The organism is Ancrocorticia populi, assembly GCF_003123745.1.
In the GTDB taxonomy this organism is placed as follows: Bacteria; Actinomycetota; Actinomycetes; order Actinomycetales; family Actinomycetaceae; genus Ancrocorticia; species Ancrocorticia populi.
On the sequence record NZ_QETB01000001.1, the window covers coordinates 450,044 to 476,790 of the forward strand.

A 26,747-nucleotide genomic window follows, 5' to 3' on the forward strand; every position below is an offset into this window, starting at 1 on the left:
GTCCATCAATCTGGAATCATCTATGCGAAGTCGATCCCTAGCGTTCATCTTGATAGTTGGGCTCGCAGCTTTCTCTGCGGGACCAGCGTTCGGTGCGCCTTCGGACAGTGAGACTGCCACGGCCGAGCCAACGCCCGTGGTTACTACAGAGGATTCCACCACTGCCCCATCAGATGAAGAAGACTCACCTTCACCAGGCCCGAGTGACGGCGAGACGTCAGCAAATACGCCTCCGACCGTCAAGGATATGAGCGAAACGGTGTATCAGGGCGAAACCGTCACCATTAAGCTTCAGGGTTCTGACGATGACAAGGATGAACTCACCTATGAGATCTCAAACCTGAATCCGTCGGATATGGGAAAGATCAGCCGCAAGGGGGATACGGTCACATTTGAGGCGTCCTCGTCCAAGACTGGGACGGCAACGTTCAAATATCAGGCCACCGATACCGCCGGGGATAAGTCAGATTGGGCCACGGTTTCAGTGTCTGTGAAGAAGGGCCCGGCGGGGAATCAGGCGCCCACCGCGGAACCCGTTTCTGGGGGAACTGTTAAACAGGGAGAAAGCCACACCTTCAATCTGTTTGGCGAAGACCCCGATGGTGATCCTCTGACCTATCAGCTCGTGAAGGCGCCGTCGAAGAGCCAAGGCAAGGCCGAAGTCACCAAGGACGGCAAGGTAACGTTCACCGCTGCGTCGGATTACGCGGGTTCGGTCTCCTTCACCTATCTCGTATCAGATGGAAAAGCGGAGTCATCTGCGGCCACTGTCAGTCTGATCGTGGTGGCGCCGTCTCCGGAGCCAGAACCCAGCTCATCGAGCCCATCGAGCTCGCCGGAAACAGACCGGCCAACAGACGAGCCAACTGACCAGCCCACGTCATCAAGCCCGACTGGCGGGGTGACGTCTGATCCGCCAACGTCGTCGGCCTCAGAAAACCCAACTCAAACCACAACACAGCCGCAATCAAGTTCTCCTGAACCAACGTCTACCGCAATTTCCGTGCCTTCCCACAACGCATCTGGCGGCAATGGCCTAGAAGGTGGCGGCATCGACCGTCGCGATCTTGGGATGGGCGCCGTGGTGGTAGGCGCTTCGGGACTTCTATTTCTCGGCATTCGTAGATTGACTCTCCCGGAAAAGTAGGCGTCCACAGGCAAATGTGTGGTTTTCCACTCCGTGTGCAAATATGCATCGTAGTGGATTTCTATAAACCCCGCGAACATGGGGTTTATTCCATATCGTGAGATTCTCTGAAACGGTTTTGTTGCGATGAGCATGGGACTTGTGTACTTTTAGTGATTTTTCACGGGTGGTAAGGTCTACGAATTGTCTAGGGGCCGCCCAACGCGGTTCCCACCGTGAAGGGAATGTTGCGTGTGTCCGGGCAGACCACCGAGCTAGAAACTACACCGAAGGGCCACGGCGGCTTCTTCGGCCATCCTTGGGGTCTTGCAAACCTCGCGGGTGTGGAAATGTGGGAGCGCTTCAGCTTCTACGGTATGCAGGGACTCCTTGCATATTACATTTACTATTCTGTGACCGATGGGGGCCTCGGCCTCTCACAGGCTGCCGCAACCTCGATCGTGGGTGCATACGGCGGACTCGTCTATTTCTCCTCCGTTATTGGCGGCTGGATTGCCGATCGCGTTTTGGGTGCGGAAAAGACGTTGTTGACGTCCGCGATCCTCGTGATGATCGGGCACATTGCGCTCGCCGTTCTTCCAGGAGTTTCCGGGTTGGCTGTTGGCTTGATCTGCGTTGCAGTTGGCGCTGGTTCGCTGAAGACCACCACTTCTACCACGCTCGGTGATTTGTACGAGGAAGGCGATAACCGCCGCGACGCCGCCTTCTCCATCTACTACATGGGCGTTAATATTGGAGGCCTCATTGGGCCGCTGGCCACAAGCGCCCTCTGGGGCTGGCAGGGCTTCCACTACGGATTCGGGCTGGCCGCAGTTGGTATGGCTGCCGGCGTTATTCAGTATCTGGCCATGCGCCATCACACGCTGACTCACGAGAGTTCTCGGCCTACTAATCCGCTGACCAAGAAGGAGAAGCGGACCTGGGCCATTGGCCTGATCGTTGTGGCTCTCGTTATCGCCATCATCGTGCTTCAGGGCTGGGTTGCCGCAGAGAGCCTTGCCAACATCGTTGTAGTGCTGACGCTCATTGCCGCAGTGTTCTTGTTTGGCACGATTATCATGAGCAAGAACATCACGGATATCGAGCGCTCGCGCGTCTACTCCTTCATCCCGCTCTTCTTCGCGTCGGTTGTTTTCTGGTCTCTGTTCCAGCAGCAGTTCACCGTGGTGGCGATCTACTCGGATGAGCGGTTGAACCGCAATATTTTGGGCTTTGAGGTTCCGCCGAGCGTCGTAACCTCCATCAACCCGGTGTTCATCATCGTGTTCGCCGGCGTGTTTGCAGCTATGTGGACGAAGCTAGGTGACCGCCAGCCTTCCACGCCAGTGAAGTTCTCGCTGGGTACGATCATCATGGGACTTGCATTCTTGGCATTCATCCCGTTCAGCGGCGGAGAGGCCAACTCCGTGCCGTTCCTCGCGATCGTGCTGGTGTTGTTCCTGTTCACGATGGCTGAACTCTGCTTGTCCCCTGTGGGCCAATCGCTCGCAACCAAGCTATCCCCGCACGCGTTCCATTCGCAGATGGTCGCACTGTACTTCCTCTCCGTATCGCTCGGCTCCTCGGCCGCGGGATCCCTCTCCTCCTTCTATCCGACGGGCGAGGACTACTCACAGGGGGCCGAGATCACCTACTTCCTGATCGTTGGCCTAGCCTCGATCGCTGTGGGAATCGTCCTGTTCGCGGCGCGCAAGCCGATCCTCAAGCTGATGGCCGGAGTGAAGTAGCCTTCAGCAAGTATTAGTGGAGCCCCTGTCCTCCGCCTCACAGGCAAGGACGGGGGCTTCTCGCGTGTAATCCTCACTCTCATGCCGATTGACGGGTATGTTTGCACTGCGGTTGATTCTCCGGGAAGCTGCCGCCCAGTATATGATGTCTATCATTACGGGAAGTTGGAATTACTAAAGGGGCAATGATGCACCAGGCAACTCGGGAAGTTGTTCAGACGCGCGCTGGATCAGTGCGCGGCGTGTGCCGGGCTTCTGGATCATATGCTTATCTTGGTATCCCTTTCGCGGAGCCGCCGGTTGGTGAACTGCGGTTCATGGCTCCCGTTGCCGCCGCCGGGTGGGAGGGCGTGTTAGACGCTACGGAATACGGCCCCACTCCGCAGCGCAGGCTGGTTGGCCCAGACCCTTGGATTCCTGAGCCCACCTATCCGGGTGATGGCACGTTGGTCCTGAACGTCTTTACCCCGGCCCCGGGAAATGCCCGCGCGAGCCTGCCCGTCTTGGTGTGGATTCACGGCGGCGGTTACGAGGGCGGATCTCCTTCAGGTTCTTGGTATGACGGTCAATCCTTCAATGAACGTAACGTCATCGTAGTGACTATCAGTTACCGCTTGGGCTTCGATGGGTTCGGCTATGTGGAGGGATCCGACGCCCCAGTCAATAGAGGCCTACTGGACCAAAATTTGGCCCTGCGGTGGGTCCACGAGAACATTGCGGAGTTCGGGGGAGATCCGCGCCGCGTCACCATTGCCGGACAGAGCGCTGGCGCCGGATCCGTCCTGTGCCATCTGGCCAGCCCCTTGTCCGAGGGCCTATTCTCCCGCGCCATCGCGCAAAGCCCTGCAACCGGGGATCGCCCGCTCGCGCAGGCCCGGATGATCGCTGCAAAGCTCTCACATCGTCTGGGCATCACGGCCGCCCTAGAGGGATGGCGATCGGCGAGTGAGGAACAGATCCTTGATGCCTCCGAGGGATTGGGCCAAGAGTTCGCGCTCCCAGATGATCCCGTAACGTTCGCGGATAGTGTGCTGGACGGTGCAGTGTTCCCGCGAGATCGCTGGGCCTCCGCGATGCCCTTTGGCCCGGTTTTTGACCGCAGCGATCCGTTTCTTCCTGATTCAGTCATGGCGGCAACATACGGTGGGGCGGGCTATAACGTTCCGCTTCTGATCGGATGCACGCGGCACGAGTACACGGGGCTGACCGCCCCGATGGCGTCTGAGTGGAATCGGAAGTATGAGCCCCGGGCAGTGCTCGCAAAGGCGGGTTTCCCAAAGCTGGTTGCCTGGGCGATGCTCCGCGAGTTTCCAGAATTGGCCGTTGACACATCGAAGGTTCTGGGCCAGCTTCTGACGGCTGCTGCCTTCCACCTTCCCATGATCAATATCGTCCAGGCACGCGCCTCGGCCCGGGTTGCCGCAGTGTGCGATATTGAGACGGGCGTGACGGCACCCGCGATTAAGGCGGGGACATGGGTGTATGAGTTCGCTTGGCAGAAACCCTCTACGGGCCTGGCCGATCACTGTGTGGAGGTCCCGTTTGTGTTCAACTGCCTGAGAGACGAACATGTGACGAAGGTATTCGGCACGGATAATCCGCCTCGGGCGCTGGCCGCCGCCATCCAGACGGACTGGGTACGTTTTATCTCCAGCGGCACCCCGAGCTTCCCCTCGTGGCGCGAAGGCGAACGCGGACGCATCTACGGATCCGAATCGCACAGCGGGGTGAAATCCGCCCGCCCGTTCCAGATAGAAGTGAACACGATGCGGCTGATGCGCGAGCTGTAGCCTAGAGGCATGTACATCAAGATATGCGGACTGAAAACTCCGGAGGACGTTGCTGTGGCTATCGGCGCCGGAGCAGATGCGATCGGCGTGATCCATGCCGAAGGCAGCCCCCGTAACCTCGATGAAAGTGCCGCGCGCAACGCCATCGCCTCGGCCTCGGGTGCCGTGGATACCGCGCTGGTTGTGGCAACCACTCCCGTCCGCGAAGCCGTAGAGTTTGCCACCGCGATTGGCGCCTCCGTTCTCCAGCTTCACGGGCGCTACACCCCCGAGGATGTGCAACTTGCCGCCCAGCTCTTCCCACGCGTGTGGCGGGCAACGGCCCTCAGACCGGGCACAAACGTCGAGGTGGGTGCATACGGCGAAGAGCGGCTCCTCTTGGACGCACCGCGTGCCGGTTCCGGCGAACGTTGGGACACCTCCGCCCTAGAAAACCGACGCCCCACCGGCCAATGGCTCCTTGCGGGCGGCCTAGACCCAAGAAACGTTGCCAGCGCAATCGAAACGGCCCGCCCGTGGGGAGTAGACGTGTCCAGCGGCGTCGAATCGGCTCGCGGCGTGAAGAGCCACGCCCTTATCCGCGAGTTTGTGGCGAACGCCCGCGCCGCTAGCTAACGCTCACCACTCCGCCGTGGGCGATGCACTTTTCGCCCGCATGCTCCGCACACGCAACGAACCGCGCCCGGCAACTCGGATCGGCGCAGTTCACCAGATGTGACGAGGGAGTTCCGCACACCGCGCAGCGCCCGATTACCTCGGCGCCCTCCGCAAACTCCACGGTTTCGCGCCCGTCAAAAACGGCTAGGGACCCGTCCCATAGGCCGCTGTTACCGTAAGCCTCCCCGTACTTCACGATCCCGCCGTCAATTTGGTATACGTCGGAAAACCCGCGGTTTTTCATAAGGGCCGAGAGGATTTCGCATCGCACCCCGCCGGTGCAGTAGGTGATCACGGGCTTGTCCTTGATGGCGTCATAAGCCCCGGATTCTAGTGCATCGATGAACCCGTGCGTGGTGGAAATATCGGGCACGATTGCTCCCTTGAACTTGCCGATGGCTGCCTCATAGGCGTTGCGGCCATCGAAGAACACCACATCGTCGCGGCTTTCCACCAGCTCGTTCACCTGCTCGGGGGAGAGGTGTACGCCGCCCCCAATTACACCGTCTGGTCCCACCTTCACTTCATCCGGCGCCCCGAATGCCACGAGTTCGTCCCGCACCTTGACCGAGAGCCTTGGGAAATCGGCGATCCGCCGCCACGGGGCTGAGCGGTTGGCGCCATACGTCGTCGTCGTTAATTCTTCTGTAACGAAGCCGGTGCCCTCGCTCCACTTGACGAAATCACCAAGCCGGGAAAACGGGCTGTACTCTTTTGTGCGCTTGACGTATTGTTTGCACGCCTCAAGCTCGCCACCCACGGTGCCGTTGATGCCGTGGGCGGAGATGATGATGCGCCCGCGAAGCCCCAGCGAATCGCACAGCTCGCGCTGCCAGAGGCGCACCGCCTCGGGATCGCTCACCGGGGAGAACAGGTAATACAGAAGGATCTTGGGAACGCTCACGCCCCTATGATAGGCCGAGGCCCTCCTCATCGGTCTCATCGTCCTCCGTGACCTCGCCATCTACGGTTTCCACGCGCTCAATTTCCAGCGTGACGTTGGTGAGCAACGCGGTGATCGCGAGGATTGCGGAGATCATTGGCGCCGCGAGAACCGCTACGCCGCCCACCGCAGCGCCCGCGGTTGCAGGAACGGTCAGGAGCCGCTTGCCGCTCGAATTCTTGATCGTGATCTTGCGGATGTTCGTTTCCTTGATGAGATTCTTGATTGCGTCTAGAACCTGTTCGGAACCGATCTCGATTTTCTCGCTCCAGCGGCCTTCGTGCTTGCCGCCGTCCGTGCCCTCGTTGTTAGCCATGACTCTCTCCTTTGTTCCCTAACCATTCTGCCCTGAACCACGCGCCATCACTAGGGACATCACGCCATACGTGAAAAGGTTCGAGGAGCTACGCCGGCCCACGTATGATGGCCTTCATGCGCGGACCGGTAGAACTTGTGGGACTAGTGGGTCCAGCTACCTATAGCCGGGGCCTAAAATATGCACAGGACGGCCGCGCCTCGATCACCGATGACGATCCTCCGTACGGCGAGGATAAGCCCGCCTCCGAGCGCGGTAAGGGCCACGTCGAGGGCAAGAGCGCGGGCTCCGGTTCCAACGTGTACCAGATGAGCGTCGATTATTTTCTGTCCCGTAGCGGCGTTGTTACGTGGATGTCTGGGTGGTGTTCCTGCCCAGTGGGAGTGGACTGCAAGCATTGCGTGGCGCTGCTCATTACCCGCTTGAACGCCGAGGAAGCGAGTTCGCCAGCACCCCCTACGGCTGCGAGCACGTGGCACCGCACTCTGGACAACATTTTTCAGATGCCGGATGAGGAAATCACCATCGCGCTCGCGGTGGATTTCGAGGCCCCGCGCGAGGTCCGCGATCGGGGTGGCCGGCGATCCCCCTACGGGATGACGAACCTGGGAAACGCCGGAATGGTGAAGGTTCGCCCTGTTCGCGAGGGGAAGCGCCAGCCTTGGGTAACCACAGGGGTGACGTGGAACCAGATCGGGTCTCGTTCCATGTTTGACGCGGATCCGCGCCAGATTGCCGCGTTGGATCAGTTGCGCGAGATGTACCAGCTTTCCGTGGGATACACCGTTCCACAGTGGATGAGCCTGTCCTACATCAATTCGGCGGCGCTGTGGCCCACCCTTCACACGATCGCCGATTCCGGGGTCCAGTTCATTGAGCAGGGCAGCTGGGACCCGGTTGTTTTGGAGCGCGAGCCCGCCCGTGCGCTGGTTACGATTCGCGAGGATTCTACCGGGGTGGATTTGTTGGAGGCCGACGACGACGCACGCGGCAACGGCTCCCTAACCATTCGTGCCGAGGTTTCACACCCGGAGCTTGAGGAGTCCGATCCGACCGTTCGCATCGGCCAGCCCCTCACGGGGTTGGCGTGGACGAAGGACGGCGTGATCCACTTGGCTGGGCTGGAGGAGCCTGCGGCCCAGCAGTGGCAGAGGCTCGCCATCCAGAAGGACGGCGTGCGAGTACCGGGTGATGAGCGCGAAACGTTTGAGAGCGAGCTCCTGCCACTCATCTCCCGGGTTGGATGGACCTCTCCCGGTGGCACGTATACTCCGAAGCCGCCGGAGGATCCCGAGCTTCACCTAGCTTTGCTGACCAACAGTGTGGGCAGCCAGCCCGAGATGGTGCTTCACTGGTCTTGGGGTAAGGATAGTCAGGCCATTAAGGCGATGGAGTCCGGGCGCGTTGGGTCGCTTCCAGATATGAAGGGCTTCGGCGATTTGGGTGAGGAACTGGCCCCAATGATCCGCGCGATAGAGGATTCGCGGAAACAGGAGGCCCGGAGGCGGCGCAGTGCCCGGCTCACTCCAGACCCGAATAATCCGCGTAGGGACGCCGCTAAAGAGAGCGCCCTCTTGGCGGAGGTGGCCGAGGTACTCAGCGTGCTGCCCTCGACAGTCAAGGGCGTGGAGCCCATGCAGGAGTGCCGGATTCGGGGCATCGATGTGGTGACATTTACCGAGCAAGTGCGCCCGAAGCTGGACCAGCTGGACGTGGTGATCGATGAGGTTGGCGAACAAAAGGAGTTCCGCCGGGCAGAGGATGCCCAGGTTTCCGTGGGCGTTGGCGAAACTGATAAGCGCGATTGGCTAGACCTCAGCATCGTCATGAAGGTGGGGGAGCACGAGGTCCCCATGACAGAGCTAATTCAGGCCCTTACTCAGGGCGATGATGTTATCTTCCTGCCCTCCGGGGAGTACGTTTCTCTCGATACTCCGGAGCTTGGCAGGCTGCGCGAGCTGGTGGCTGAAGCTCGCGGGCTCACCGATCAGCGGCGCAGCGGGTTGCGGGTTCCGAAGGTGCGCACCACGTGGTGGGAGGAACTGCTTTCCCTTGATGTAGTGGAGGAATCCCAGAGTAACTGGCTGCGGGCCATTCACGATGCGGTGACCAATCCGCCCGCTTCCGCACACATCCCCAGCGGGCTCACGGCAACGCTGCGTCCCTATCAGAAAACCGGGTTCCAGTGGCTCGCGAATCTGCGACGGGCCGGGCTGGGTGGCGTACTGGCCGACGATATGGGCTTGGGTAAGACGGTCCAGACCCTCGCGATGATCCTAGACGAGCGTCAGGGGCGCGACAGCGCGGAACAGGGACCGTGGATAGTTGTGGCACCAACTTCCGTTGTGGCCAACTGGGCATCCGAGGCGCGCAAATTCACGCCGGGCCTGCGGATATCCACCGTGGAGGCCACGAGGAGGCGGCGGGACAGTTCGTTGGCTGAGAAGGCGCGTAATGTTGATGTGCTCATCACTTCATATACGCTCTTGCGCCTCGAATATGAGGACTACGCAGCGCTCAACCCTGCTGGCATGATCTTGGATGAGGCCCAACAGGCAAAGAATCCTGCCTCAAAAACGTTCACCAGCCTGCTCAAGGTGGGGGCTCCCGTTACGTTCGCGATCACCGGAACGCCGATGGAGAATAATCTGACCGAGCTCTGGGCCATGTTCGCGCTGGTTTCCCCCGGGCTGCTCGGTTCGGCCAAGCAGTTCCGCGAGCAGGTGCAAAAGCCCATCGAAAAGGGCGGCGATCAGGTGGCCGATCACATGGCACTCCTGCGCAGGCGGATCGCGCCGTTCTTGCTTCGGCGTACGAAGAAGCTGGTTGCCTCGGAACTGCCGGAAAAGCAGGAACAGGTCATGGAGGTGGAGCTGGAGCCGGCCCACCGCCGCATGTACGATCGCCAGCTCCAGCGCGAACGCCAGCGCGTATTGCATCTGGCGGATGATATGGACCATAACCGGGTAGAGGTGCTGAGCGCCCTGACACGCTTGCGCCAGCTTTCCATCGATCCCAAGCTAGTAATCGAGGATTCCAAGGCGCCGTCCTCCAAGTTGGACGCGCTACTTCCTCTGCTGCAAGAAGCCAGCGGGGAGGGCCACCGCACGCTAGTGTTCAGCCAGTTCACCCGGTACTTGCGCATGATTGCCGAACGGTTGGACGTTGAAGGAATCTCCTACTCCTACCTTGACGGCACCACTCCGCGGCGTGCCAAGGTGATTGATGGCTTTGCGAACGGGACCGATCCCGTATTCTTGATCAGCCTGAAGGCAGGCGGAGTTGGACTCAACCTCACCATGGCTGATTACGTGGTGCTTACCGATCCGTGGTGGAACCCGGCTGTCGAGGAGCAAGCGGTGGACCGAACCCACCGCATTGGGCAAACCCGCAACGTGCACGTTTATCGGCTCGTCTCCCAGAATACGATCGAGGAGAAGGTGTTGGCGCTTCAGGACAGCAAGCGTCAGTTGGTCTCTGGTGTGCTCGGTAGTGAGGGCGAGGGTGAAGCCGGGGGCCAGAGTGGCGTTGGCGGCGCGCGCCTGACGTCCGAAGATCTGAAGATGTTGCTTGAATAACTGCACTTCGGTCCCACGTCGTGACACAGTAGGGCGAGTATCCTGAAGTGGAAACGTAAATTGAGAGCGAGGGAGTGACGGTGAAAGAGCGCAACGAGGACTCGTTTTCCGCCATGACTGTGGGCATGGCGTCCCTCACGCCCAAGCAACGGTCCATGCTTTTGGTGTTATCTGACCTTGGTGAGCCAGCCACCATCAACGTCTTGACGAAGATAACGGGGCTGCACGCCAATTCCGTGCGCGAAACTCTTTCTGTTCTCGTGGATTCCGGGCTTGTTTGCCGCACGCGGGTTCCTTCAGAATCGCGGGGGCGCCCCGCGTGGGAATACGAGACCTCGGTGCCAGCGGATCTCTCGGTGATCGTCAGCGAGTTCTCCGGGTTTGTTGATGCCGTGTGTTCCTACCTCGAGATGTCCGGTACCCCCGCAACCGCAGAGGCAGAGCACATCGGTGAGCTTTGGGGACAACGGGTGTTCGTAGATGCCGGAGAGGATCTGCAGGGATCCGATGACGAAGAAGCGGAGCATCCGCTGGCCCGGCTGCGGATTCTTTTCTCTAGCCTTGGTTTCGGTGCAGTTGCCGGCGAAGAAGAGCGCATTGATCTTACCCTGTGCCCATTTGCGCGCGACGGGGCCGGGCCAAACCGCCTCACCTGCGCGATGCACAAAGGCATGATTAGTTCTTTGCTGACCGGCCTCTCGGATCATAAGGTCACTGCGGACCTTGAGGTGAACCTTCCTGAGCGGCCCTGCGTGGTCACTCTGACTGGAGCGGACCATTAACCCGCATACGCGGAATAAATTCTTGAAATAGCCAGCATATGCGGTATTCTCTTCCCTGTGGTGAGCTATCGTATTTCAGAAGTGTCCCGTGTGCTCGGCGTATCCGACGATACCGTGCGGCGCTGGATAGAGAGCGGCAGACTTGAGGCCGTTGCGGGTACCAGCCCTCGGGAGGTTGATGGGGCCTCCCTTGCGCAGTTTGTGATGGCGGCAAACCCGCATGTCCGCGAGGAGAGCGTTTCAACACGAAACCTCCTAGAGGGCCTAGTCCTTGACGTAGTCAGCGACAAAGTGATGAGCCAGGTGGTACTGCAATGCGGGCCGTACCGCGTAGTTAGCCTGATCTCAACTGAGGCGGTTCACGAACTCGGCATAGTGCCGGGAACTCTTGCCTCTGCTCAGATTAAAGCCACCAACGTCTCCATCGTGGTGCCTCAAAAGCGCTGAGACCCTCAACACCTAAGGAACACAAATGAGGAACATTAAGAAGGCAGCCGCGGGCGCCCTCGTACTATCTGCCAGCCTCCTCCTCGCTGCGTGCGGCGGGGACAGCTCCGATGACGCGGCCAGTGCAGCATCGGGTTCCGGCAGTGAATCGCTAGGAACCATCACGGTATTTGCTGCCGCTTCGCTCGTAGACGTTCTGCCGCAGATCGATCACCAGCTTTCGGAGGAGTACCCGGAAACTGAAGTCAACTACAACTTCGATGGCTCCTCCGGCCTCGTGGATCAGCTGGCTGGCGGAGCTCGGGCAGATCTGCTGCTTACTGCCAATGCCAAGACAATGACGGACGCCGAGGATCAGGACCTCGTTGAGGCCTCTCAGTCCTTCACATCGAACACCCTCGTCATGGTAGTTCCCTCCGGTAACCCCGGAGAGGTGACCGGGTTAGACGACGGTTCACTTGACGGCAAGAAGCTCGTTGTGTGCGCCGAAGAGGTGCCGTGTGGTTCGGCCACCGTGCAGCTCGAAGAGGTTAACGATCTTGAGCTCTCCCCGGTATCAGAGGAACAGTCTGTGACGGACGTGCTTGGCAAGGTGACCTCTGGTGAGGCCGATGCCGGACTCGTTTACACCACCGATGCTGAAGGTGCGGGAGACGCTGTGGAAACCATCGAGGTGCCTGGCGCCGATGAAATCGTCAACGATTATCGCATCGCCGTTGTGAAGGATGCTGAAAACGCAACTGGTGGTGAAACCTTCATGGATCTCATCCTGTCCGATGAAGGCCAGAAGGTACTGCAGGACTTCGGCTTCGGCGCCCCTCTCAGCTAGTGAAACAAGCTTATCCTCGGTGGCTATACCTGCCGGCGGCCATCGGCGCACTGTTCCTGTTGTTGCCTCTGGTAACAATTCTGGTTCGTACGCCGTGGCCGCACTTTTGGGAGCTCATCAGCACCCCCGAGAGTAGGGATGCCCTCAAGCTATCGCTGGAGACGTGCCTGATCACCACCGTCGTGTGCGCGGTGATCGGCACGCCTCTCGCGGTGGTGCTGGGGCACATGCCCAACACGTGGTGGGCGCGAGCTATCCGTACGCTCTTTACCCTGCCCATGATGCTTCCGCCTGTGGTGGCGGGCCTAGCCTTACTCATGACGTGGGGGCGCAACGGGATGATCGGCCACAGCCTTTCCATCATGGGCATCGAAATTGGGTTCACCACTTTGGCGGTCATCATGGCCCAGAGCTTCGTTGCGATGCCCTTCCTCGTGACATCTCTGGAAGGTGCCATCCGCTCACGCGGATACGCCTACGAGCGTGCCGCCGCCGCGCTTGGCGCCTCGAAAACACGCATCTTCTTTCAGGTGAGCCTGCCGATGATGCTCCCCGCCCTGGTCTCGGGGATCGCCATGTCCTTCTCCCGGGCTCTGGGAGAATTCGGTGCCACGATTACTTTTGCGGGATCTCTCCAAGGCGTCACGCGCACCATGCCGCTGGCGATCTATCTGCAGCGCGAATCGAGAACCGAAGAAGCCCTCGCGCTTGCGGTAGTTCTGATTGTTCTGGCCATCCTCGTGATGTTGGCCGCCAACACACTGGCCGCCCGCCTACCCGGTGGCAACCTAGAAAAAGCCAACGACCAGGCCAACCACTTCCGCGAACCCGCCGCCGAAGAGCCATTGCCATCCTCCCTGCCCACCGTCCCAAAGAAGAACCGGGCGCTCGGGCTAGGCCCGCAGATCAACGTGGACGCCAGTGTGGACGTGCGGGACGTTCACCTGAAAGTACGGCTCCCGGCCGGCAATCTCACCGCAGTTATGGGGCCAAACGGCGCGGGCAAGTCAACCCTCCTCGGTCTGATCGCGGGCACGATCGAACCTGACCGCGGCGGCGTCACGTTCTCAGACTTTGGTGAAAAGACTCCCCGGATCGTCATTCTCCAGCAAAAGCCGCTGCTCTTCCCACATATGAATGCCCTCAAGAACGTGACATTTGGGCTGCGTGCGGCCGGGGTTCACCGGGGTGTAGCAGCCCAACGCGCTCTGGCCGAACTTGCGGAGGTCGGCTGCCGGGACTTCGCTGACCGCCGCCCCGATCAGCTCTCTGGAGGTCAGGCCCAGCGCGTTGCGATCGCCCGCGCGATGGCCGTGACGCCCGATGTTGTTTTGTTGGATGAACCGATGGCCGGGTTGGATGAATCTAGCGCCGATCAGGTCCGCGCACTCCTCAGACGCCGACTCGCCAGCTCCGGCGCCACCGCCGTGCTTGTAACGCACGATCCGGTGGATGCCGAGGAGCTGGCGGATTCAACCGTTTTGATTCGGTACGGGAAGGTAGCCGGCTAGTTCACCGTAGATTCGCCCAGCTTGACGTCCACTTGCTTCTGGCTGCCATCCTGAGTGGTCACGTCCAACGTGACCGTATCACCGATCTCGTATTCCTTGACCAGAGAGGAAAGGACGCTGGCGTTATTCACCGAGTTCCCGTCCAGAGCCGTGATCGTGTCACCTTCGGTCAAGCCGGCATCGGCTGCGGCAGATCCCTCAAGGACTTCGACGATTTGGGCACCTGGCGTATTCCCACCGGCCACCGTGACGCCAAGTGCGGCGCTCTTGCCCATGACGATCGTGTCGCTTGTGATGTTTCCGCTAGAGATCTGATCGGCAATGTCTAACGCCGTGGAGATTGGGACGGCATATCCGGACACCTGCTCGGATGTGGTTCCCTGAGAGGCCGCGGTAGTCATGCCCACGACGGCGCCCGATTCGTTGACGAGAGGTCCGCCGGAGTATCCAGGCACAACGTCAGCATCGGTTGAAATGAGGCCTGTGAGGACCTCGCCGTCCGAGGATGCGGACATTTCATCCATCGCGGTAATGGTTTGGTCCAGTCCGGTGACCGACCCCTGAAGCTCGGTGAGGTAGCCCTGTCCGGAGCCGTTGCCGATGGCAGAGACGGCATCTCCTTCACTCAGGTCCGCCGTATCGGTCTGAACGGTGTCGAAGCCGGAACCATCAGTGATTTGAAGAACCGCAACGTCACGAACCGCATCGTGGCCCAGTACTTCAGCCTCGTATTCTTCGCCGGTGTCCGAAACTGTCACGGAGACGGTTTCAGAACCCGTCACCACGTGATAGTTGGTGAGAATCAGCCCGTCAGAATCTAGAATCATGCCCGTTCCGGCGCCTGCACCGTTAAACAGAAGGGTGTTGATGAGTACCACGCCTGGCGCTGAATCAACCTTCTCGCCTGCGTCAAGCTCGGTGCCGCTTTCCCCGTTCGGATCGTTGGCCTGCGGGCTCTGGAACGGGTTCTGCTGCTGTTCCTGCTGTTCTTGTTGCTGCTGCTCCAGCTGTGAGTTCGTGGAATCAGCAGTGGGACTCTCCTGCATCACCTTGTCCAACTGCGTCCCAATCGCGCCACCAAGGACCAGTGAGAACGCGGCGGTCAGCACCAGAAGAGCTGTGGACCAACGCCGCTTCGGCTTGGGTGGCTCCGGCGCAAAGTACGGAGGAACGGGAGGGCCGTACATTCCGCCGCCACCGTAAGCACCTCCACCATAGGAACCGCCGCCGTAAGAACCGTCATTGCCCACGCCCCCGTAAGGAGGCTGGGCGGTGGTCGGCATCGGTTGTGGAGCGCTGTGCTGGAACTGCCCCGCGTATGAGTTCGAGGCATCAGGGTTCTCGGGCGCGGCGCCAAATCCTTCGCGTGGATCGGTGTTGTCAGTGTTCATTCGTGGCTCCTCTAACAGCAAGGCTGTCTTACTTTCTATCCTCGATCAAACTCCTTCTCGTGTGGTGAATCCGGGGAGTTTTCTGGGAACGAGCTGAAATGTGGCGAGCGAGACGCGAAAGAACCGTGTAAACGCGCTACGTTCGCCTACGGCTTGATGTAGGCGAAGCCCTCGCCCTGCTTGGCAACCAGCTCAGAAATACCCTGTGGGACGATCTCAACGAGATCCTCGGGGATGTTATCCTCGCCGATCTGACGGTTCTTGAGGGAGTTACCGCAGATCGTAAAACGTACGCCATCGTTTGCAAGGGTACGCATGCGCTTGCCGTGTTCGGGGTTGATATCGAAACCGTTGAACGAACGCACTGCCGATCCGTTGATCACTACCTCAATCTTGGAGTGATCACCGAAGTTCTCGGAGTAGTACTCGAGGTTGCTGAGGAGCTGGTCCCAGCGGGCATCTTCGTCAATATGGAACACAACGTCAGTCATGCTGCCTCCTTCGTTAAATAGATATGGGTCACAGATTCGACCTTCCTAGAGAATACATCCTTTTGGGACGAACGTCCGATTCACGTATCAGATCCACGAGGAGAACCACATGTGCAGTCCCCAGAATGAGTGAGAAACCGTGCTACCCCACCACAGCGGCATCCAGAACACCGCCGCAATAACGATAAGGCCCGTTACCGCGCCGATTGCGCCGTAAGCCCTCCGCGTAAATTTTGGCGGACACCACCATTCGGTCTCGGGCTCGGGTTCTTCGTTGGCGGGGGAGAAGCGTGAGAAGACAGGGTCGTCGTGGTTATTAATTTCTTTTTCGACGACGACGACGGATCCCTCCACCTCCTCCAACGCACGCCACTCAAGGCGTCGTGCGTGCGGTGCGCCGAGCGCGCCGGTGAAGTAGGCGAGGCCGTAGGTGAGCGCGAGCACCACGAAGGGGAGCACGGCGATCGCGTAGAACTGGAAGATGGTGCGGCCCATATAGGCGAACCAGGGCAGCCAGAGGCCCGCATATCCAGCGAGGATGGACCACGCGCGCCAGTCCCGCTTGCCGATCGCGCACCAGATCACGACGGCAAGTCCGAGCAGCGCAAGCCACCACACCGCAGGGTTACCTATCGAGGTGATGGCTTGGACGCAGCCACTGTCGCCGCATTCGTTCGGGAGCTCCTTGGTTCCGCGCCAGAAGAAGGAGACCGGCCGGGCCTGGAATAACCATTGCCACGCCTGAGACTGGTAATCGTGCGGGGAACTGAGCCCGTTATGGAACTCCCACATGGAGCCGTGATAGTGAATGAGCGAGCTAATCGCGTCCGGCGCCCATGAGAGGGGAATCTTGTCAGAGCCTGTTGTTGCCGCCCACTGCCTGCCGTATCCATTGGGGTTGACGAACCATGGGATCCAAGCGGCGATGTAGGTGAGGAGGGCGATTGGCACAAGGCTAATGAAGGCCGGTATACCCTCACGGAAGACACCTGCACCGAACCATAGCTTTGTCTCCACGATTCTCCGGGCGCCTGCCCCCCAGCTGAATGCGGTGAGGCCAAACACCGCGACCGCGTAAATACCTGACCACTTGACGCCGCAGGCCATGCCCAGAAGCAGGCCGGTCGCGAGCATCCAGGGACGGGACCACAATCGTGGCCCCCACGTGTCCTTGGGCGTTCCGTCAGGGTGGAGCGGGCCATGCGCCGTGCGGTGGGCCAGCTTGGCTCGGGAGTCATCACGGTCCAACACCAGAGTGGCGAATCCAGCCAGCGTGAAGAACGCGAGGATGTTATCGAGAATGCCTGTGCGCGAGAGCGCGATGCCCATGCCGTCCAGAGCCATCGCGAGGCCCGCGAACCCCGCGAGGAATGGAGAGCGGAACAAACGCATCGCGATATAAACGATGAGCATAACGGCTAGGACCCCAAGGAAGGCCGTGGTGAAGCGCCAGCCCACACCCGTGTTCTCACCAAAGAGGAACTGCCCAAACGCCATCAGCCACTTACCCAGTGGAGGGTGGACCACGTAATCGCCCTCGATGGCAGAAAGCGCCGAATAGTCGCCTTGGAGGAAGAGATCGTTAGCATCGTCGCCGTCCCAAACCCCTTCGAATCCTTGGGTGAGGAGCGACGTAGCTCCCTTGACGTAATAGGTCTCATCAAACACGACGGTATGAGGATGATTGAGATTCCAGAATCGGGTAACGAAGGCGACGAAGCCCGCGATGGCGGCCGCGATCCAGCCCTGGACCATCAGCGTGTGGGGCAGGCGGCCCACAACGCCTAACCTAGCGCGAAGCTCCTTCTCCCACGCATCCGCGCGTGCTGGCGAAAGCGTGACGATGGGCTTTGCAACCTGTTCGATACTCACGTCGCGAATTCTACCTACGTGTGGGAAAGTAGGGGCATGGAGCCATCAATTGTTCTCGCAGCCACACCAATCGGGAATGATGGCGATGCCTCCCCGCGATTGAAGCAGGAAATCGAGCGGGCCGATGTGATTGCTGCCGAGGACACGCGGCGGTTCTTGACCCTTGCCGGGCGCCTCGGTGTTGAGCCCTCTGGGCGCATCCTGTCCTATTACGAGCACAATGAGGCAGATCGCGGACCATACCTTCTAGAACTTGCCCGAACCCAGCGCGTTCTTGTTGTGACGGACGCCGGCATGCCTTCCGTGTCCGATCCTGGCTACCGGCTGGTTGCACGGGCCCGCGGGGCCGGCGTCCCCGTGACCGTGGTGCCCGGTCCTTCCGCCGTGCTCACGGCGCTCGCGACGTCCGGGCTTGCTACCGATCGCTTCAGTTTCGAAGGCTTTGCCCCGCGCAAGGGCGGAGAGCGCGATCGATTCCTCGGTGCACTTGCCGGCGAGCCGCGCACCATGGTGTTCTTCGAGTCCCCGCGGCGGCTTCCCGAAACCTTAGCGGCGATGGTAGAGGCCTTCGGGGCCGATCGCGAGGCGTGCGTATGCCGCGAACTTACCAAGACGCACGAGGAGGTTGTGCGCGCTAGCCTCGGTGAGCTCGCTGGCCGATTCAGAGCGGACGTTCTGGGAGAGATCGCCGTTGTTGTGGCCGGTGCAGATCCGCTGGCGGCGGACCTTGGGGTGGCGGTTGAGGAGTCTCTGGCCTTGGAGGCGGCAGGGTTGCGCTTGAAGGACGCGGCCGCTCACGTGGCCGGGCGCGTTGGGCTGCGTAAAAAGGACGTATACGAAGCCGCGATCGCCCGCCGCGGCTAAGCGGCTACTTCAGGCGGGGCTCCTGATCGATATCCGAGAAGTCGAAATCGTCCTCTGAGGCGTCTTCGGAGAAATCGATCGATTCGTCATCCAGATCTACATCGTCGAAATCGCTGAGATCGTAATCCTCCTCCGCATTGTCCTGAGCAATGGCACCGGCATCTTCATCGGCACTTGCGTAGTCCCCGAGCGCCTCCGTGGATGCCCCCGCCCCGAACAGGCCCGCCTGAATGCGCCCGGCTAGATCGAACTCATCTTCATCAGCGTTGCTTGGGCCGTCCTGATCGAGGGTGAAATCGCCGTCGTCGTAATCGTCCTCGAGACTTGGCTCGGTATCGTCTTGCGCCAGAGCCTCGGCAAACTGATCAACGGGTTCTGCCTCGTCGTCTCCGGGGATCTCCGTGTCCTCACCCTCATCGTAGAAGCCGAATGCCTCGGCGGAGGTGACCTGCTCGATACCCGCTTCGTCCATCTCCCGACGTGCGGCTTCGCCCAATTCCTCACTCACGGGGACCGTCAAATCCGAGAGCACGCGTACGGGCCAGCCAGCCTTGAGGGCGTCTAGGGCGGTCTCCTTCACGCAGTGCGATTCGGCGATGCCCACAACGTCAATCTCCTCAACGTTCGCGGCGCGGAGGATGTCCTCCAGTCCCTCACCGTCGCCGTCCACTCCCTCGAATCCGGAGTAGGCGGCTTCGTATTCGCCCTTCTTGACCTCAACATCGATCGGGAGCGAGGTGATCGCCTCGTGGAGTTCGGCCTCTGCGGTGCCAGCAACACCGTGAGGCGGCCATGTGTCCACAAAATCGGGGTTATCGGAGAAATGGGAGCCCGGATCAACGTGCCAATCCTGCGTGGTGGCGATGAACGAATACTCGTCCAGATTGTCGGAGACGAAGTCCGCGATCTTTTCGGCCACGGCATTGCCGCCCTCAACGGCCAGAGCTCCGCCCTCGCAGAACGTTGGTTGAACGTCAACGATGATAAGTGCGCGATTTTCGTCCATGATGAGCTCCTTCGTCTGGGGAGGTTCGTGGATTCCATCCTAAGCGATGAGAGTGGTGTTAGTGCGATGAGATATCGCTTGAAGAGAGACTCGGGACAGGCAACGATAGCTCTATGATCATCACGTTCACGCCGAACCCTTCGCTCGATCGCACCGTCACTTTGAACGCACCCCTCGCGCCTGGCGGGGTGCACAGAATCGAGATAGATCAGATACAGCCCGGTGGCAAAGGCATCAATGTAGCTTTCGGGCTGCAGCGTGCGGGTCTGGATACTCTGGCGATCTTTCAGGCCGCGCAGGGCGATCCTCTCTTGGATCTGCTTGCGGAGGTAGGGCTTCCGGTTCGCACCAGTCCTATCCGTGGGCGAGTACGAACAAATATCACGCTGCTGGATAGCAACGCCACCACGAAGATCAACGAGCCTGGCGAAAAGCTGAGCGTAGTCGAGATTGCCGGCGTGGAGGCCGCACTGCTCAATGCCGTTGGGCCGGGTGACACGGTGATGCTCTCGGGTTCGCTCGCACCGGGGTTTGAGGTGCGCGAATACGCAAAGCTAGTGCGCAAGATTCGTCACGTCGGGGCGTGGGTGGGTGTTGATACGTCCGAGGCGCCGCTGCTGGCTCTGGCGCGTGAGCTTAGGGAGGATGAGGCCGCCGCCCCCAACTTCCTCAAACCCAACGCCGAGGAGTTGGGTCAACTCACGGGCCGCGATGGCCGCGACCTAGAAGCTGCGGCCGGGCGCGGCGACTTCGCAGGACTCCGTGAAGCGGCACTGGATTTGCAGAAGCGCGGCGTAAGCGACGTGTTGGTGACGCTGGGCGGGGCCGGTGCGATGCTGGCAACGGCCGAGGGCGTGTGGTTCTGTCAGGCGCCGGATGCTCCCGTGATTTCCACCGTGGGGGCCGGAGATTGCTCCACTGCCGGTTACTTGATCGGGCGCGCGCAGGGGATGGCAGGCCCCGAACGTCTGGCGCTAGCGGTTGCATACGGTTCCGCGGCGGTCTCGCTTCCGGGTACCACGACCCCGCACCCGAATCAGGTGGAGCCGTTCCTTCGTCTGGCACGATCACAACCAGTAGCATAGGATCGCACGACATTCAGATAACCGTAAGAGGAGCGTTCATGGCTACGCGTATGGCGATTGTTGGTTCTGCAGTTGGTCTGCACGCCCGGCCAGCCTCCCTTGTTGCCAACAGAGCGGCTGAGTTCGATACGGACATTTTCCTCAGCCTTGATGGCGAAGCTGCGGTGGACGCATCCTCGCTCATGGCGGTGATGGCACTGGGCGCAGAGAAGGGTGCGCAGGTGACGGTTACCTCCGATAGCGGCGAAGCGGTGGCCGCGATCGCTGATCTGATCGAACGGGACCTTGACGCCTAAAACACCTTGTGTCTGGGCGAATATGCTTGAAGTGGCCCGGGCAAGTATTCTGTGACTATGTCGCATATTCTCTCTGCAGTTGCTTGGCCATACGCCAATGGCCCCCGGCACATCGGTCATGTTGCCGGATTCGGTGTTCCTTCGGATGTTTTCTCCCGGTATATGCGAATGCGCGGCGAAGATGTGCTCATGGTGTCCGGCACTGACGAACACGGCACGCCCATCCTCGTGGCCGCAGAAGAAGAAGGCGTAACCCCCAAGGCGCTGGCCGATAAAAACAACCGCGTGATCGTTGAAGATCTGGTTGCCCTCGGGCTGTCCTATGACCTGTTCACCCGCACAACCACCGTGAATCACGAGAAGGTTGTGCAGCAGATGTTTGAGACCTGCCGCGATAACGGCTACATGATCATCGAAGATACGGACGTCGCCATCGATCCGATCTCTGGTAACACGCTCCCTGACCGGTACATCGAAGGTACTTGCCCAATTTGTGGGGCTGAGGGAGCCCGCGGTGATCAGTGCGATAACTGTGGAAATCAGCTAGATCCGCGCGATCTTATCGATCCGATCTCCAAGGTGTCCGGGCAAACACCAGAGTTCAAGGTGACTCAGCATTACTTCCTCGATCTTCCTGCGCTGGCCGAGGCACTGGCTGTCTGGCTGAACAAGGTAGAGGAAACCGGCGAGTGGCGCCAGAACGTCATCTCGTTCTCGCAGCATCTCCTAGAGGACGTCCGGCCGCGTGCGATGAGCCGCGATATTTCGTGGGGCATCCCAGTTCCGGGCTGGGAGGATCAGCCGAGTAAGCGCCTTTACGTGTGGTTCGATGCGGTGATTGGTTATCTTTCGGCCTCGGTGGAATGGGCGCGTAGGCGCGAGGCTGCAGGTAAGGGATCCGCCGAGGATTGGCGCGAGTGGTGGAACAACCCCGAGGCCCTCTCCTATTACTTCATGGGCAAGGACAACATCGTTTTCCACTCCCAGATTTGGCCGGCGGAGCTGCTCGCCAATAACGGTGAGGGAGCCAAAGGTGGAGAGCTCGGCCCGCTCGGCAAACTCAATCTCCCCACGCAGGTCGTGGCCTCGGAGTTCCTGACGATGGAGGGCAAGAAGTTCAGCTCCTCCAAGGGCGTCGTGATCTACGTGCGCGATGTGCTCTCGCGTTATCAGCCCGATGCTCTGCGCTACTTCATCTCTATCGCTGGCCCGGAAACCTCCGATTCGGACTTCACGTGGGCCGAATTTGTTCGTCGCAACAACTCCGAGTTGGTGGCCGGTTGGGGCAACCTTGTGAACCGCACGGCTGCGATGATCGCCAAGAATTTCGGGGAGATCCCCGCGGCGGGCGAACTTGAGGACATTGATCGTGAGCTCCTTGACACCGTGGAGTCCGGCTTCGAGACAGTGGGCGAATTGATCGCCCATCATCACCAGCGCTCAGCCCTCACCGAGGCTATGAAACTGGTGGGGGAGGCAAATGCCTACGTGACCCGTACGGAGCCCTTCAAGCTCAAGGCCCCCGAGCAGCGCGAGCGCCTGGGTACAGTCCTCCATACACTGGTGCAGGTGGTTTCTGATCTCAACACCATGATGAGCGTGTTCTTGCCTCACTCCTCCAACGCGATCGACAAGGTTCTGGGTGGGACTGGGGATATTGCTCCGATGCCGCAACTCGAAGAGGTTGAGGATCTGGACGGGGGAGATCCCTACCCGATCATCACCGGCGAGTACTCGGATCTTCGGCCGTGGGAGCGCGTTGCCGTCCAACCGGGAACCCCGATCTCCAAGCCGAAGCCGGTTTTCCAGAAGCTGGACGATGCCGTGGTGGAAGAAGAGCTTGATCGCCTCCGCGAGAAGGCCGGGGAGTAGACGCCCGTTGGGGAAGAACAAGAAGAAGCGCCACGTTTATCCTGACGTCCCCGAGGTACTTCCGTATCCAGTTGTGGATAACCACACGCACCTGCCTGTACGGGGAGATTCGTTTGCAAGCGAAGAAGCTCAGCTAGCAACAGCCCCCGATTCAGCGGACTCGGAGCGGCAGGAGGGCAAAGGGATTCCTCTAACGATCGCCGGACAGCTGAGCCGGATGGAGGGCGCCGGCGTGAGGCGGGCCATCACGTGTGGATGTGAGGTCCCAACCCTGCAGCCCACGATAGAGCTGGCAGAACGGTTCCCGGATCAGCTTTCCGCCGCGATCGGTATCCATCCGAATGATGCACCGTTGCACCGCGGGATTACCGAGGAATCGCCAGATGGCATGACGCACGGCCTAGACCCATGGCACCGCGAGTACTCGCTCGAGGAAGCCGTGGCGCTAGTGGGAGATCTTGCTAGGAGCAACTTAGTTGTGGCTATCGGCGAGACCGGCTTGGACTACTTCCGCACGGCAGATGCCGGCAAGGCGGCTCAAGAGGAATCTTTCCGCATGCACATTGAGCTGGCCAAGGATCTAGACCTTCCGATGCAGATTCATGACCGCGAGGCTCACGAGGACTGCGTGCGGATCCTGCAGGAAATGGGAGCGCCCGAACGAACCGTTTTCCACTGCTTCAGCGGGGATCGTGAACTCGCCGAAATCTGCGCAGAGCACGGCTGGTATGCCAGCTTTGGTGGCACCATGACGTATCCGGCTAACGGTGACTTGCGGGATGCATTTCAAGCTTTGCCTCCCGAACTGATTCTTGCGGAAACCGACGCCCCCTATCTAACGCCGGCACCTTGGCGCGGGCATCCAAATGCGCCCTACGCCGTGGCATACACCGTGCGGTATCAGGCTGAGCTGCTCGGGATTGGTCTAGAAGAGTGGTGCTGCCAGATCGATGCAAATACGCGCGAGGTATACGGCGTCTAAGATCTCTGCGAACACAAAACCGGGGTGCGGCCTTGCGGTCACACCCCAGTTTCTTTCGAGATTCAGCTAGATGGCCGAACCCTGCGACGGGTTGTCATCTGGTGCGGCCGGAGGCGGCGGAGTCTGAGGAGACTGTGGGCTAGCGTACGGCTGTTGTGGAGCGCCCGGCTGCTGTTGGGCGGGGCCTCCGAATTGCTGTTGCTGCTGCGGGGGAACAGGTCCGCCGAAGGGCTGTCCTGGGCCCTGAGGTCCTGGTGCCTGCGGGCCAGGGTATGGCTGGCCGGGATAAGGCTGGTTCGGGGCCTGTAGGGCCGCAAGCTTCGCCTGCTTATTTGCCCAGATGGTGAAGTAGATGCCTGTGCCAACTAGAGCCACGCCTGCGATGAGGAGAATCCAGAAGCCGATGCTACGGCTGATTTCGGCTCCATAGGCTTCGAGCCGATCGGCATCTTCGAGATTCCAATTGATAGCGACGTTGCCAATCACAACAACGCCGGCAACGGTCACGAGGCTTGAGGATGAGACCATCTGCTTGGGGTTCACCTTGGAGAAGAACTGCATCACGAGTGGGATGATGGCCAAGAGAATGAAGATCAGGCTGATGATGAAGGGGCCATCCGGTTCTCCCTGAGCCCAGCTAACTGACTCTGTGAAGCCACCACCGTAATCAGCTGAGAAGTACGGGAGGAAGAGCCCGATGAAGGCGATAAGCAGAGGGACACCGCACATCGCAAGGTTGACGATGCGGTCCTTTTGCTGCTTCTGGGCGGCCGGCTGCGGCGCGTTGAACGGGCCAGGCTGATAGGGACCGCCCTGATACTGAGGTACTCCGGGCTGCTGGCCTTGGGGGAAGCCATTGGGTGGTGTATTTGTGCTCATGCCATTGACACTATCAGTGCATGGACCTAAGTCCCATTATTTGAACTAAATCAACAAAATCGCCGATGGAAGCTAGGTGAAAGCACCTTCACACTTATAGGCACTAGTCGAATTATCACGATCCGGTTACACTCGATATAGTTTTGTTATAAAGGGTGGGTCTCCAAGGCCTACTACGTTACTTATTGGAGGAACCGAGTGGGGCGACATAGCGGACCTGCCACTTCAGAATCGATCATTGATCTGGAGAACGTGGAGCACATCGGACCGCGCCGCGCAGCACTTCAGGCTGAGCGCGAAGCCGTTACAAACATTGAGGCCCTTGAGGGATCAGCGTTCGTACCGGCCCCGGTCTCCGACATCACTGTTGAGGCGAAGCGCTCCGGTACCAAGAAGAACGCGGGCTTTGGTGCAGCGGCCATGATTGCCACCGTCTCACTGTTCGGTGCAACTGGAGCGGTTAACGCGGACACGCTGTTTGCGAGTAATGACTCAGATTCAGCCGACACTCCCGGAGTGAACACTGCGGCCCTTGCCAAGACCGATCAACCCGTCACCCTCACGGTGAAGGTTGACGGAGAATCCCAGACTCTCACCACGTCCACCACCACAGTGCACGATGCCCTTTCTGAAGCTGGTATCCACGTGAACTCAGATGACGAGGTTTCGGCCTCTATGTCCGATCCGATTGCCGATGGTGACACCATCACGATCGCGCGAGTGAACACCGAATCTGTGACCGAAAAGGTCACGGAGAAGTACGATACTGAAGAAGTTGAAGACGCCTCCCTTGAGAAGGGTGAAGAGGTTGTTGAGACCGAAGGCGTGAACGGTGTTGCCTACAAGACCTTCGACGTCACATCCAAGGATGGTGAGGAAACCTCTCGCGTTGAAACCATGCACGTGGTTCAGAGCGAGCCAGTGACCGAAGTGGTCCGCGTGGGCACCGGCGAGGCCGCCGCGGAAACGGAGTCTTCCTCCGATTCTGATTCTGATTCTGACTCATCAGATTCTTCGTCTTCTTCATCCGGCACCACGGCTGTTCCATCCGGTGATGCTCAGTCCATCGCTCATTCGATGATGGCCAGCTACGGCTGGGGCGATGATCAGTTCACCTGCCTCGTCTCCCTGTGGCAGCGCGAATCTGGCTGGAACGCTAGTGCTTCGAATGCTTCTTCAGGCGCCTACGGTATCCCTCAGGCCCTGCCTGGGTCCAAGATGGCATCCGCCGGTTCAGATTGGCAGACCAACCCAGCTACTCAGATCAAGTGGGGACTCGGCTACATTGAGGGACGCTACGGCAACCCCTGTAATGCATGGGGCCACTCTGAGTCAGTCGGCTGGTACTAATGGAGGATGAGCGATCGGGCTTATTGAGCCTGACCGATATCCGCGCATTAGCCAACGAACTCAATAAGCGTCCCACGAAAACGCTCGGCCAGAACTTTGTTCACGATGCCGGAACAGTGCGCCGAATTGTGCGCGAAGCGGGAATTGGTCCAGAAGATGCCGTCCTAGAGATTGGTCCCGGGCTTGGTTCTCTGACGCTTGCGCTGCTTGAAACGGGTGCCACGGTGTCCGCCGTGGAGATCGATCCCGTCTTGGCCGCCGCACTACCGGCTACCGTTGATGCCCACATGCCCGATGCCTCCTCCCGTTTCGCCGTGCAACTGATGGACGCGATGCAGGTGGCGGGCGTGGGGGATTTGGCTTCGCCGTCGTCGTCCAAAAAACCCTTTGTCCCCAACAAACTCGTAGCCAACCTACCCTACAACGTTGCCGTTCCCATCCTCCTGACGCTGCTGGAGGCGCTGCCAAGCCTAGATGAGGCGCTCGTCATGGTACAGGCAGAGGTAGCCGATCGGCTGGCGGCGGGGCCAGGATCGCGCACGTACGGTGTGCCGTCGCTCAAGGCTGCGTGGTACGCGGACGTGGAGCGCGGATCAAAGGTGGCGCGAACTGTTTTCTGGCCAGTGCCGAACGTGGATTCAGCGCTGGTTTCGCTGGTTCGCCACCCGAGGCTCACGGATACTCCGCGTGAGAAGGTCTTCGCCGTGATCGATGCAGCTTTCTCCCAGCGCCGCAAGACTCTGCGCGCCGCGCTGGGCAACTGGGCCGGCTCGGGCGTGGAGGCCGAAGCGATCCTCCTGCGCGCGGGAATTTCTCCCAAGGCCCGTGGGGAGCAACTTACAGTCGAGGATTTCATCGCCATCGCGGACGCGGCACAAAGCTTCACCTAGAGATCGCCTGCGCCAGACTAATCTTGAGTTGTGTACTATGCT

The 26,747-nt window shown here is 60.0% G+C and carries 23 protein-coding genes; 16 read left to right on the plus strand and 7 right to left on the minus strand.

The window, feature by feature from the left end; genetic code table 11:
• Positions 1–22: 22 nt before the first annotated feature.
• The 4 genes from DD236_RS02085 to DD236_RS02100 all read left to right on the plus strand — a co-directional run bounded on the left by DD236_RS02085 (position 23) and on the right by DD236_RS02100 (position 5,279).
• Positions 23–1,147 (plus strand): Ig-like domain-containing protein, encoded by a 1,125-nt coding sequence (locus DD236_RS02085; RefSeq protein WP_133246038.1) that lies wholly within the window; start codon positions 23–25, stop codon positions 1,145–1,147.
• Between the two features lie 224 nt (positions 1,148–1,371).
• Entirely contained in the window at positions 1,372–2,874 is a 1,503-nt protein-coding gene (locus DD236_RS02090) for a peptide MFS transporter (protein WP_109092712.1), read from the plus strand.
• Between the two features lie 185 nt (positions 2,875–3,059).
• Entirely contained in the window at positions 3,060–4,664 is a 1,605-nt protein-coding gene (locus tag DD236_RS02095) for a carboxylesterase/lipase family protein (protein ID WP_109092713.1), read from the plus strand.
• A 9-nt stretch (positions 4,665–4,673) separates the two neighbouring features.
• Positions 4,674–5,279, plus strand: a complete 606-nt coding sequence (locus DD236_RS02100; protein ID WP_109092714.1) for a phosphoribosylanthranilate isomerase — start codon at positions 4,674–4,676, stop codon at positions 5,277–5,279.
• Here DD236_RS02100 and DD236_RS02105 read toward each other — a convergent pair.
• Positions 5,272–6,225, minus strand: coding sequence for a tRNA uridine(34) hydroxylase (locus DD236_RS02105; protein ID WP_109092715.1), 954 nt, complete (start codon positions 6,223–6,225; stop codon positions 5,272–5,274). The two genes, DD236_RS02100 and DD236_RS02105, sit on opposite strands and share 8 nt — an antisense overlap.
• 4 nt (positions 6,226–6,229) lie before the next feature.
• Entirely contained in the window at positions 6,230–6,580 is a 351-nt protein-coding gene (locus DD236_RS02110) for a DUF4342 domain-containing protein (RefSeq protein WP_109092716.1), read from the minus strand.
• Between the two features lie 116 nt (positions 6,581–6,696).
• Between DD236_RS02110 and DD236_RS02115 the strand changes: the two genes are divergently transcribed.
• The 5 genes from DD236_RS02115 (at position 6,697) to DD236_RS02135 (ending at position 13,727) form a co-directional block, all read left to right on the plus strand.
• Positions 6,697–10,158 carry a DEAD/DEAH box helicase gene (locus DD236_RS02115; RefSeq protein WP_109093257.1) on the plus strand — a complete coding sequence of 1,154 codons (3,462 nt, stop codon included), beginning with the start codon at positions 6,697–6,699 and terminating at the stop codon, positions 10,156–10,158.
• 80 nt (positions 10,159–10,238) lie between these two features.
• Positions 10,239–10,940: a helix-turn-helix transcriptional regulator gene (locus DD236_RS02120; RefSeq protein ID WP_133246039.1), complete on the plus strand. Its 702-nt coding sequence runs from the start codon at positions 10,239–10,241 to the stop codon at positions 10,938–10,940.
• A 57-nt stretch (positions 10,941–10,997) separates the two neighbouring features.
• Complete coding sequence (locus DD236_RS02125; RefSeq protein WP_109092718.1) at positions 10,998–11,387, plus strand: TOBE domain-containing protein; 390 nt, start codon at positions 10,998–11,000, stop codon at positions 11,385–11,387.
• A gap of 25 nt (positions 11,388–11,412) precedes the next feature.
• Positions 11,413–12,216 carry a molybdate ABC transporter substrate-binding protein gene (modA, locus tag DD236_RS02130; RefSeq protein WP_109092719.1) on the plus strand — a complete coding sequence of 268 codons (804 nt, stop codon included), beginning with the start codon at positions 11,413–11,415 and terminating at the stop codon, positions 12,214–12,216.
• Complete coding sequence (locus tag DD236_RS02135) at positions 12,216–13,727, plus strand: ABC transporter permease (protein WP_109092720.1); 1,512 nt, start codon at positions 12,216–12,218, stop codon at positions 13,725–13,727. Before modA ends, DD236_RS02135 begins: the two co-directional genes overlap by 1 nt.
• On the opposite strand, the gene DD236_RS02140 is transcribed toward DD236_RS02135, so the two are convergent.
• The 3 genes from DD236_RS02140 to DD236_RS02150 form a co-directional block, all read right to left on the minus strand.
• Entirely contained in the window at positions 13,724–15,118 is a 1,395-nt protein-coding gene (locus DD236_RS02140; protein WP_109092721.1) for a S1C family serine protease, read from the minus strand. The two genes, DD236_RS02135 and DD236_RS02140, sit on opposite strands and share 4 nt — an antisense overlap.
• Positions 15,119–15,264: 146 nt before the next feature.
• On the minus strand, positions 15,265–15,609 hold the full coding sequence (locus DD236_RS02145) for a DsrE family protein (protein ID WP_109092722.1): 345 nt from the start codon (positions 15,607–15,609) through the stop codon (positions 15,265–15,267).
• An 87-nt stretch (positions 15,610–15,696) separates the two neighbouring features.
• Entirely contained in the window at positions 15,697–17,481 is a 1,785-nt protein-coding gene (locus DD236_RS02150) for a dolichyl-phosphate-mannose--protein mannosyltransferase (protein ID WP_243409875.1), read from the minus strand.
• 36 nt (positions 17,482–17,517) lie between these two features.
• Here DD236_RS02150 and rsmI point away from each other — a divergent pair, with 36 nt between their 5' ends.
• Positions 17,518–18,345, plus strand: coding sequence for a 16S rRNA (cytidine(1402)-2'-O)-methyltransferase (gene rsmI / locus DD236_RS02155; protein ID WP_109092723.1), 828 nt, complete (start codon positions 17,518–17,520; stop codon positions 18,343–18,345).
• 4 nt (positions 18,346–18,349) lie between these two features.
• On the opposite strand, the gene DD236_RS02160 is transcribed toward rsmI, so the two are convergent.
• Positions 18,350–19,351 (minus strand): isochorismatase family protein, encoded by a 1,002-nt coding sequence (locus DD236_RS02160; protein ID WP_109092724.1) that lies wholly within the window; start codon positions 19,349–19,351, stop codon positions 18,350–18,352.
• A 113-nt stretch (positions 19,352–19,464) separates the two neighbouring features.
• Between DD236_RS02160 and DD236_RS02165 the strand changes: the two genes are divergently transcribed.
• The 4 genes from DD236_RS02165 to DD236_RS02180 are packed head-to-tail and all read left to right on the plus strand — an operon-like array spanning position 19,465 to position 23,586.
• Entirely contained in the window at positions 19,465–20,436 is a 972-nt protein-coding gene (locus DD236_RS02165; RefSeq protein ID WP_109092725.1) for a 1-phosphofructokinase family hexose kinase, read from the plus strand.
• 38 nt (positions 20,437–20,474) lie between these two features.
• Positions 20,475–20,732 (plus strand): HPr family phosphocarrier protein, encoded by a 258-nt coding sequence (locus tag DD236_RS02170; protein ID WP_109092726.1) that lies wholly within the window; start codon positions 20,475–20,477, stop codon positions 20,730–20,732.
• Positions 20,733–20,789: 57 nt separating this feature from the next.
• Complete coding sequence (metG, locus tag DD236_RS02175; RefSeq protein WP_109092727.1) at positions 20,790–22,604, plus strand: methionine--tRNA ligase; 1,815 nt, start codon at positions 20,790–20,792, stop codon at positions 22,602–22,604.
• A gap of 7 nt (positions 22,605–22,611) precedes the next feature.
• The gene (locus tag DD236_RS02180; protein WP_243409876.1) at positions 22,612–23,586 is read left to right on the plus strand and encodes a TatD family hydrolase; all 975 of its coding nucleotides are present in this window, start codon (positions 22,612–22,614) and stop codon (positions 23,584–23,586) included.
• Between the two features lie 66 nt (positions 23,587–23,652).
• Here the strand turns inward: DD236_RS02180 and DD236_RS02185 are convergent, their stop codons facing one another.
• The gene (locus DD236_RS02185) at positions 23,653–24,465 is read right to left on the minus strand and encodes a DUF3824 domain-containing protein (RefSeq protein ID WP_109092728.1); all 813 of its coding nucleotides are present in this window, start codon (positions 24,463–24,465) and stop codon (positions 23,653–23,655) included.
• 198 nt (positions 24,466–24,663) lie between these two features.
• Here DD236_RS02185 and DD236_RS02190 point away from each other — a divergent pair, with 198 nt between their 5' ends.
• On the plus strand, positions 24,664–25,815 hold the full coding sequence (locus DD236_RS02190; RefSeq protein ID WP_109092729.1) for an aggregation-promoting factor C-terminal-like domain-containing protein: 1,152 nt from the start codon (positions 24,664–24,666) through the stop codon (positions 25,813–25,815).
• Positions 25,815–26,705: a 16S rRNA (adenine(1518)-N(6)/adenine(1519)-N(6))-dimethyltransferase RsmA gene (gene rsmA, locus DD236_RS02195; protein ID WP_109092730.1), complete on the plus strand. Its 891-nt coding sequence runs from the start codon at positions 25,815–25,817 to the stop codon at positions 26,703–26,705. The genes DD236_RS02190 and rsmA overlap by 1 nt, the downstream gene beginning before the upstream one ends.
• Positions 26,706–26,747: the final 42 nt, after the last annotated feature.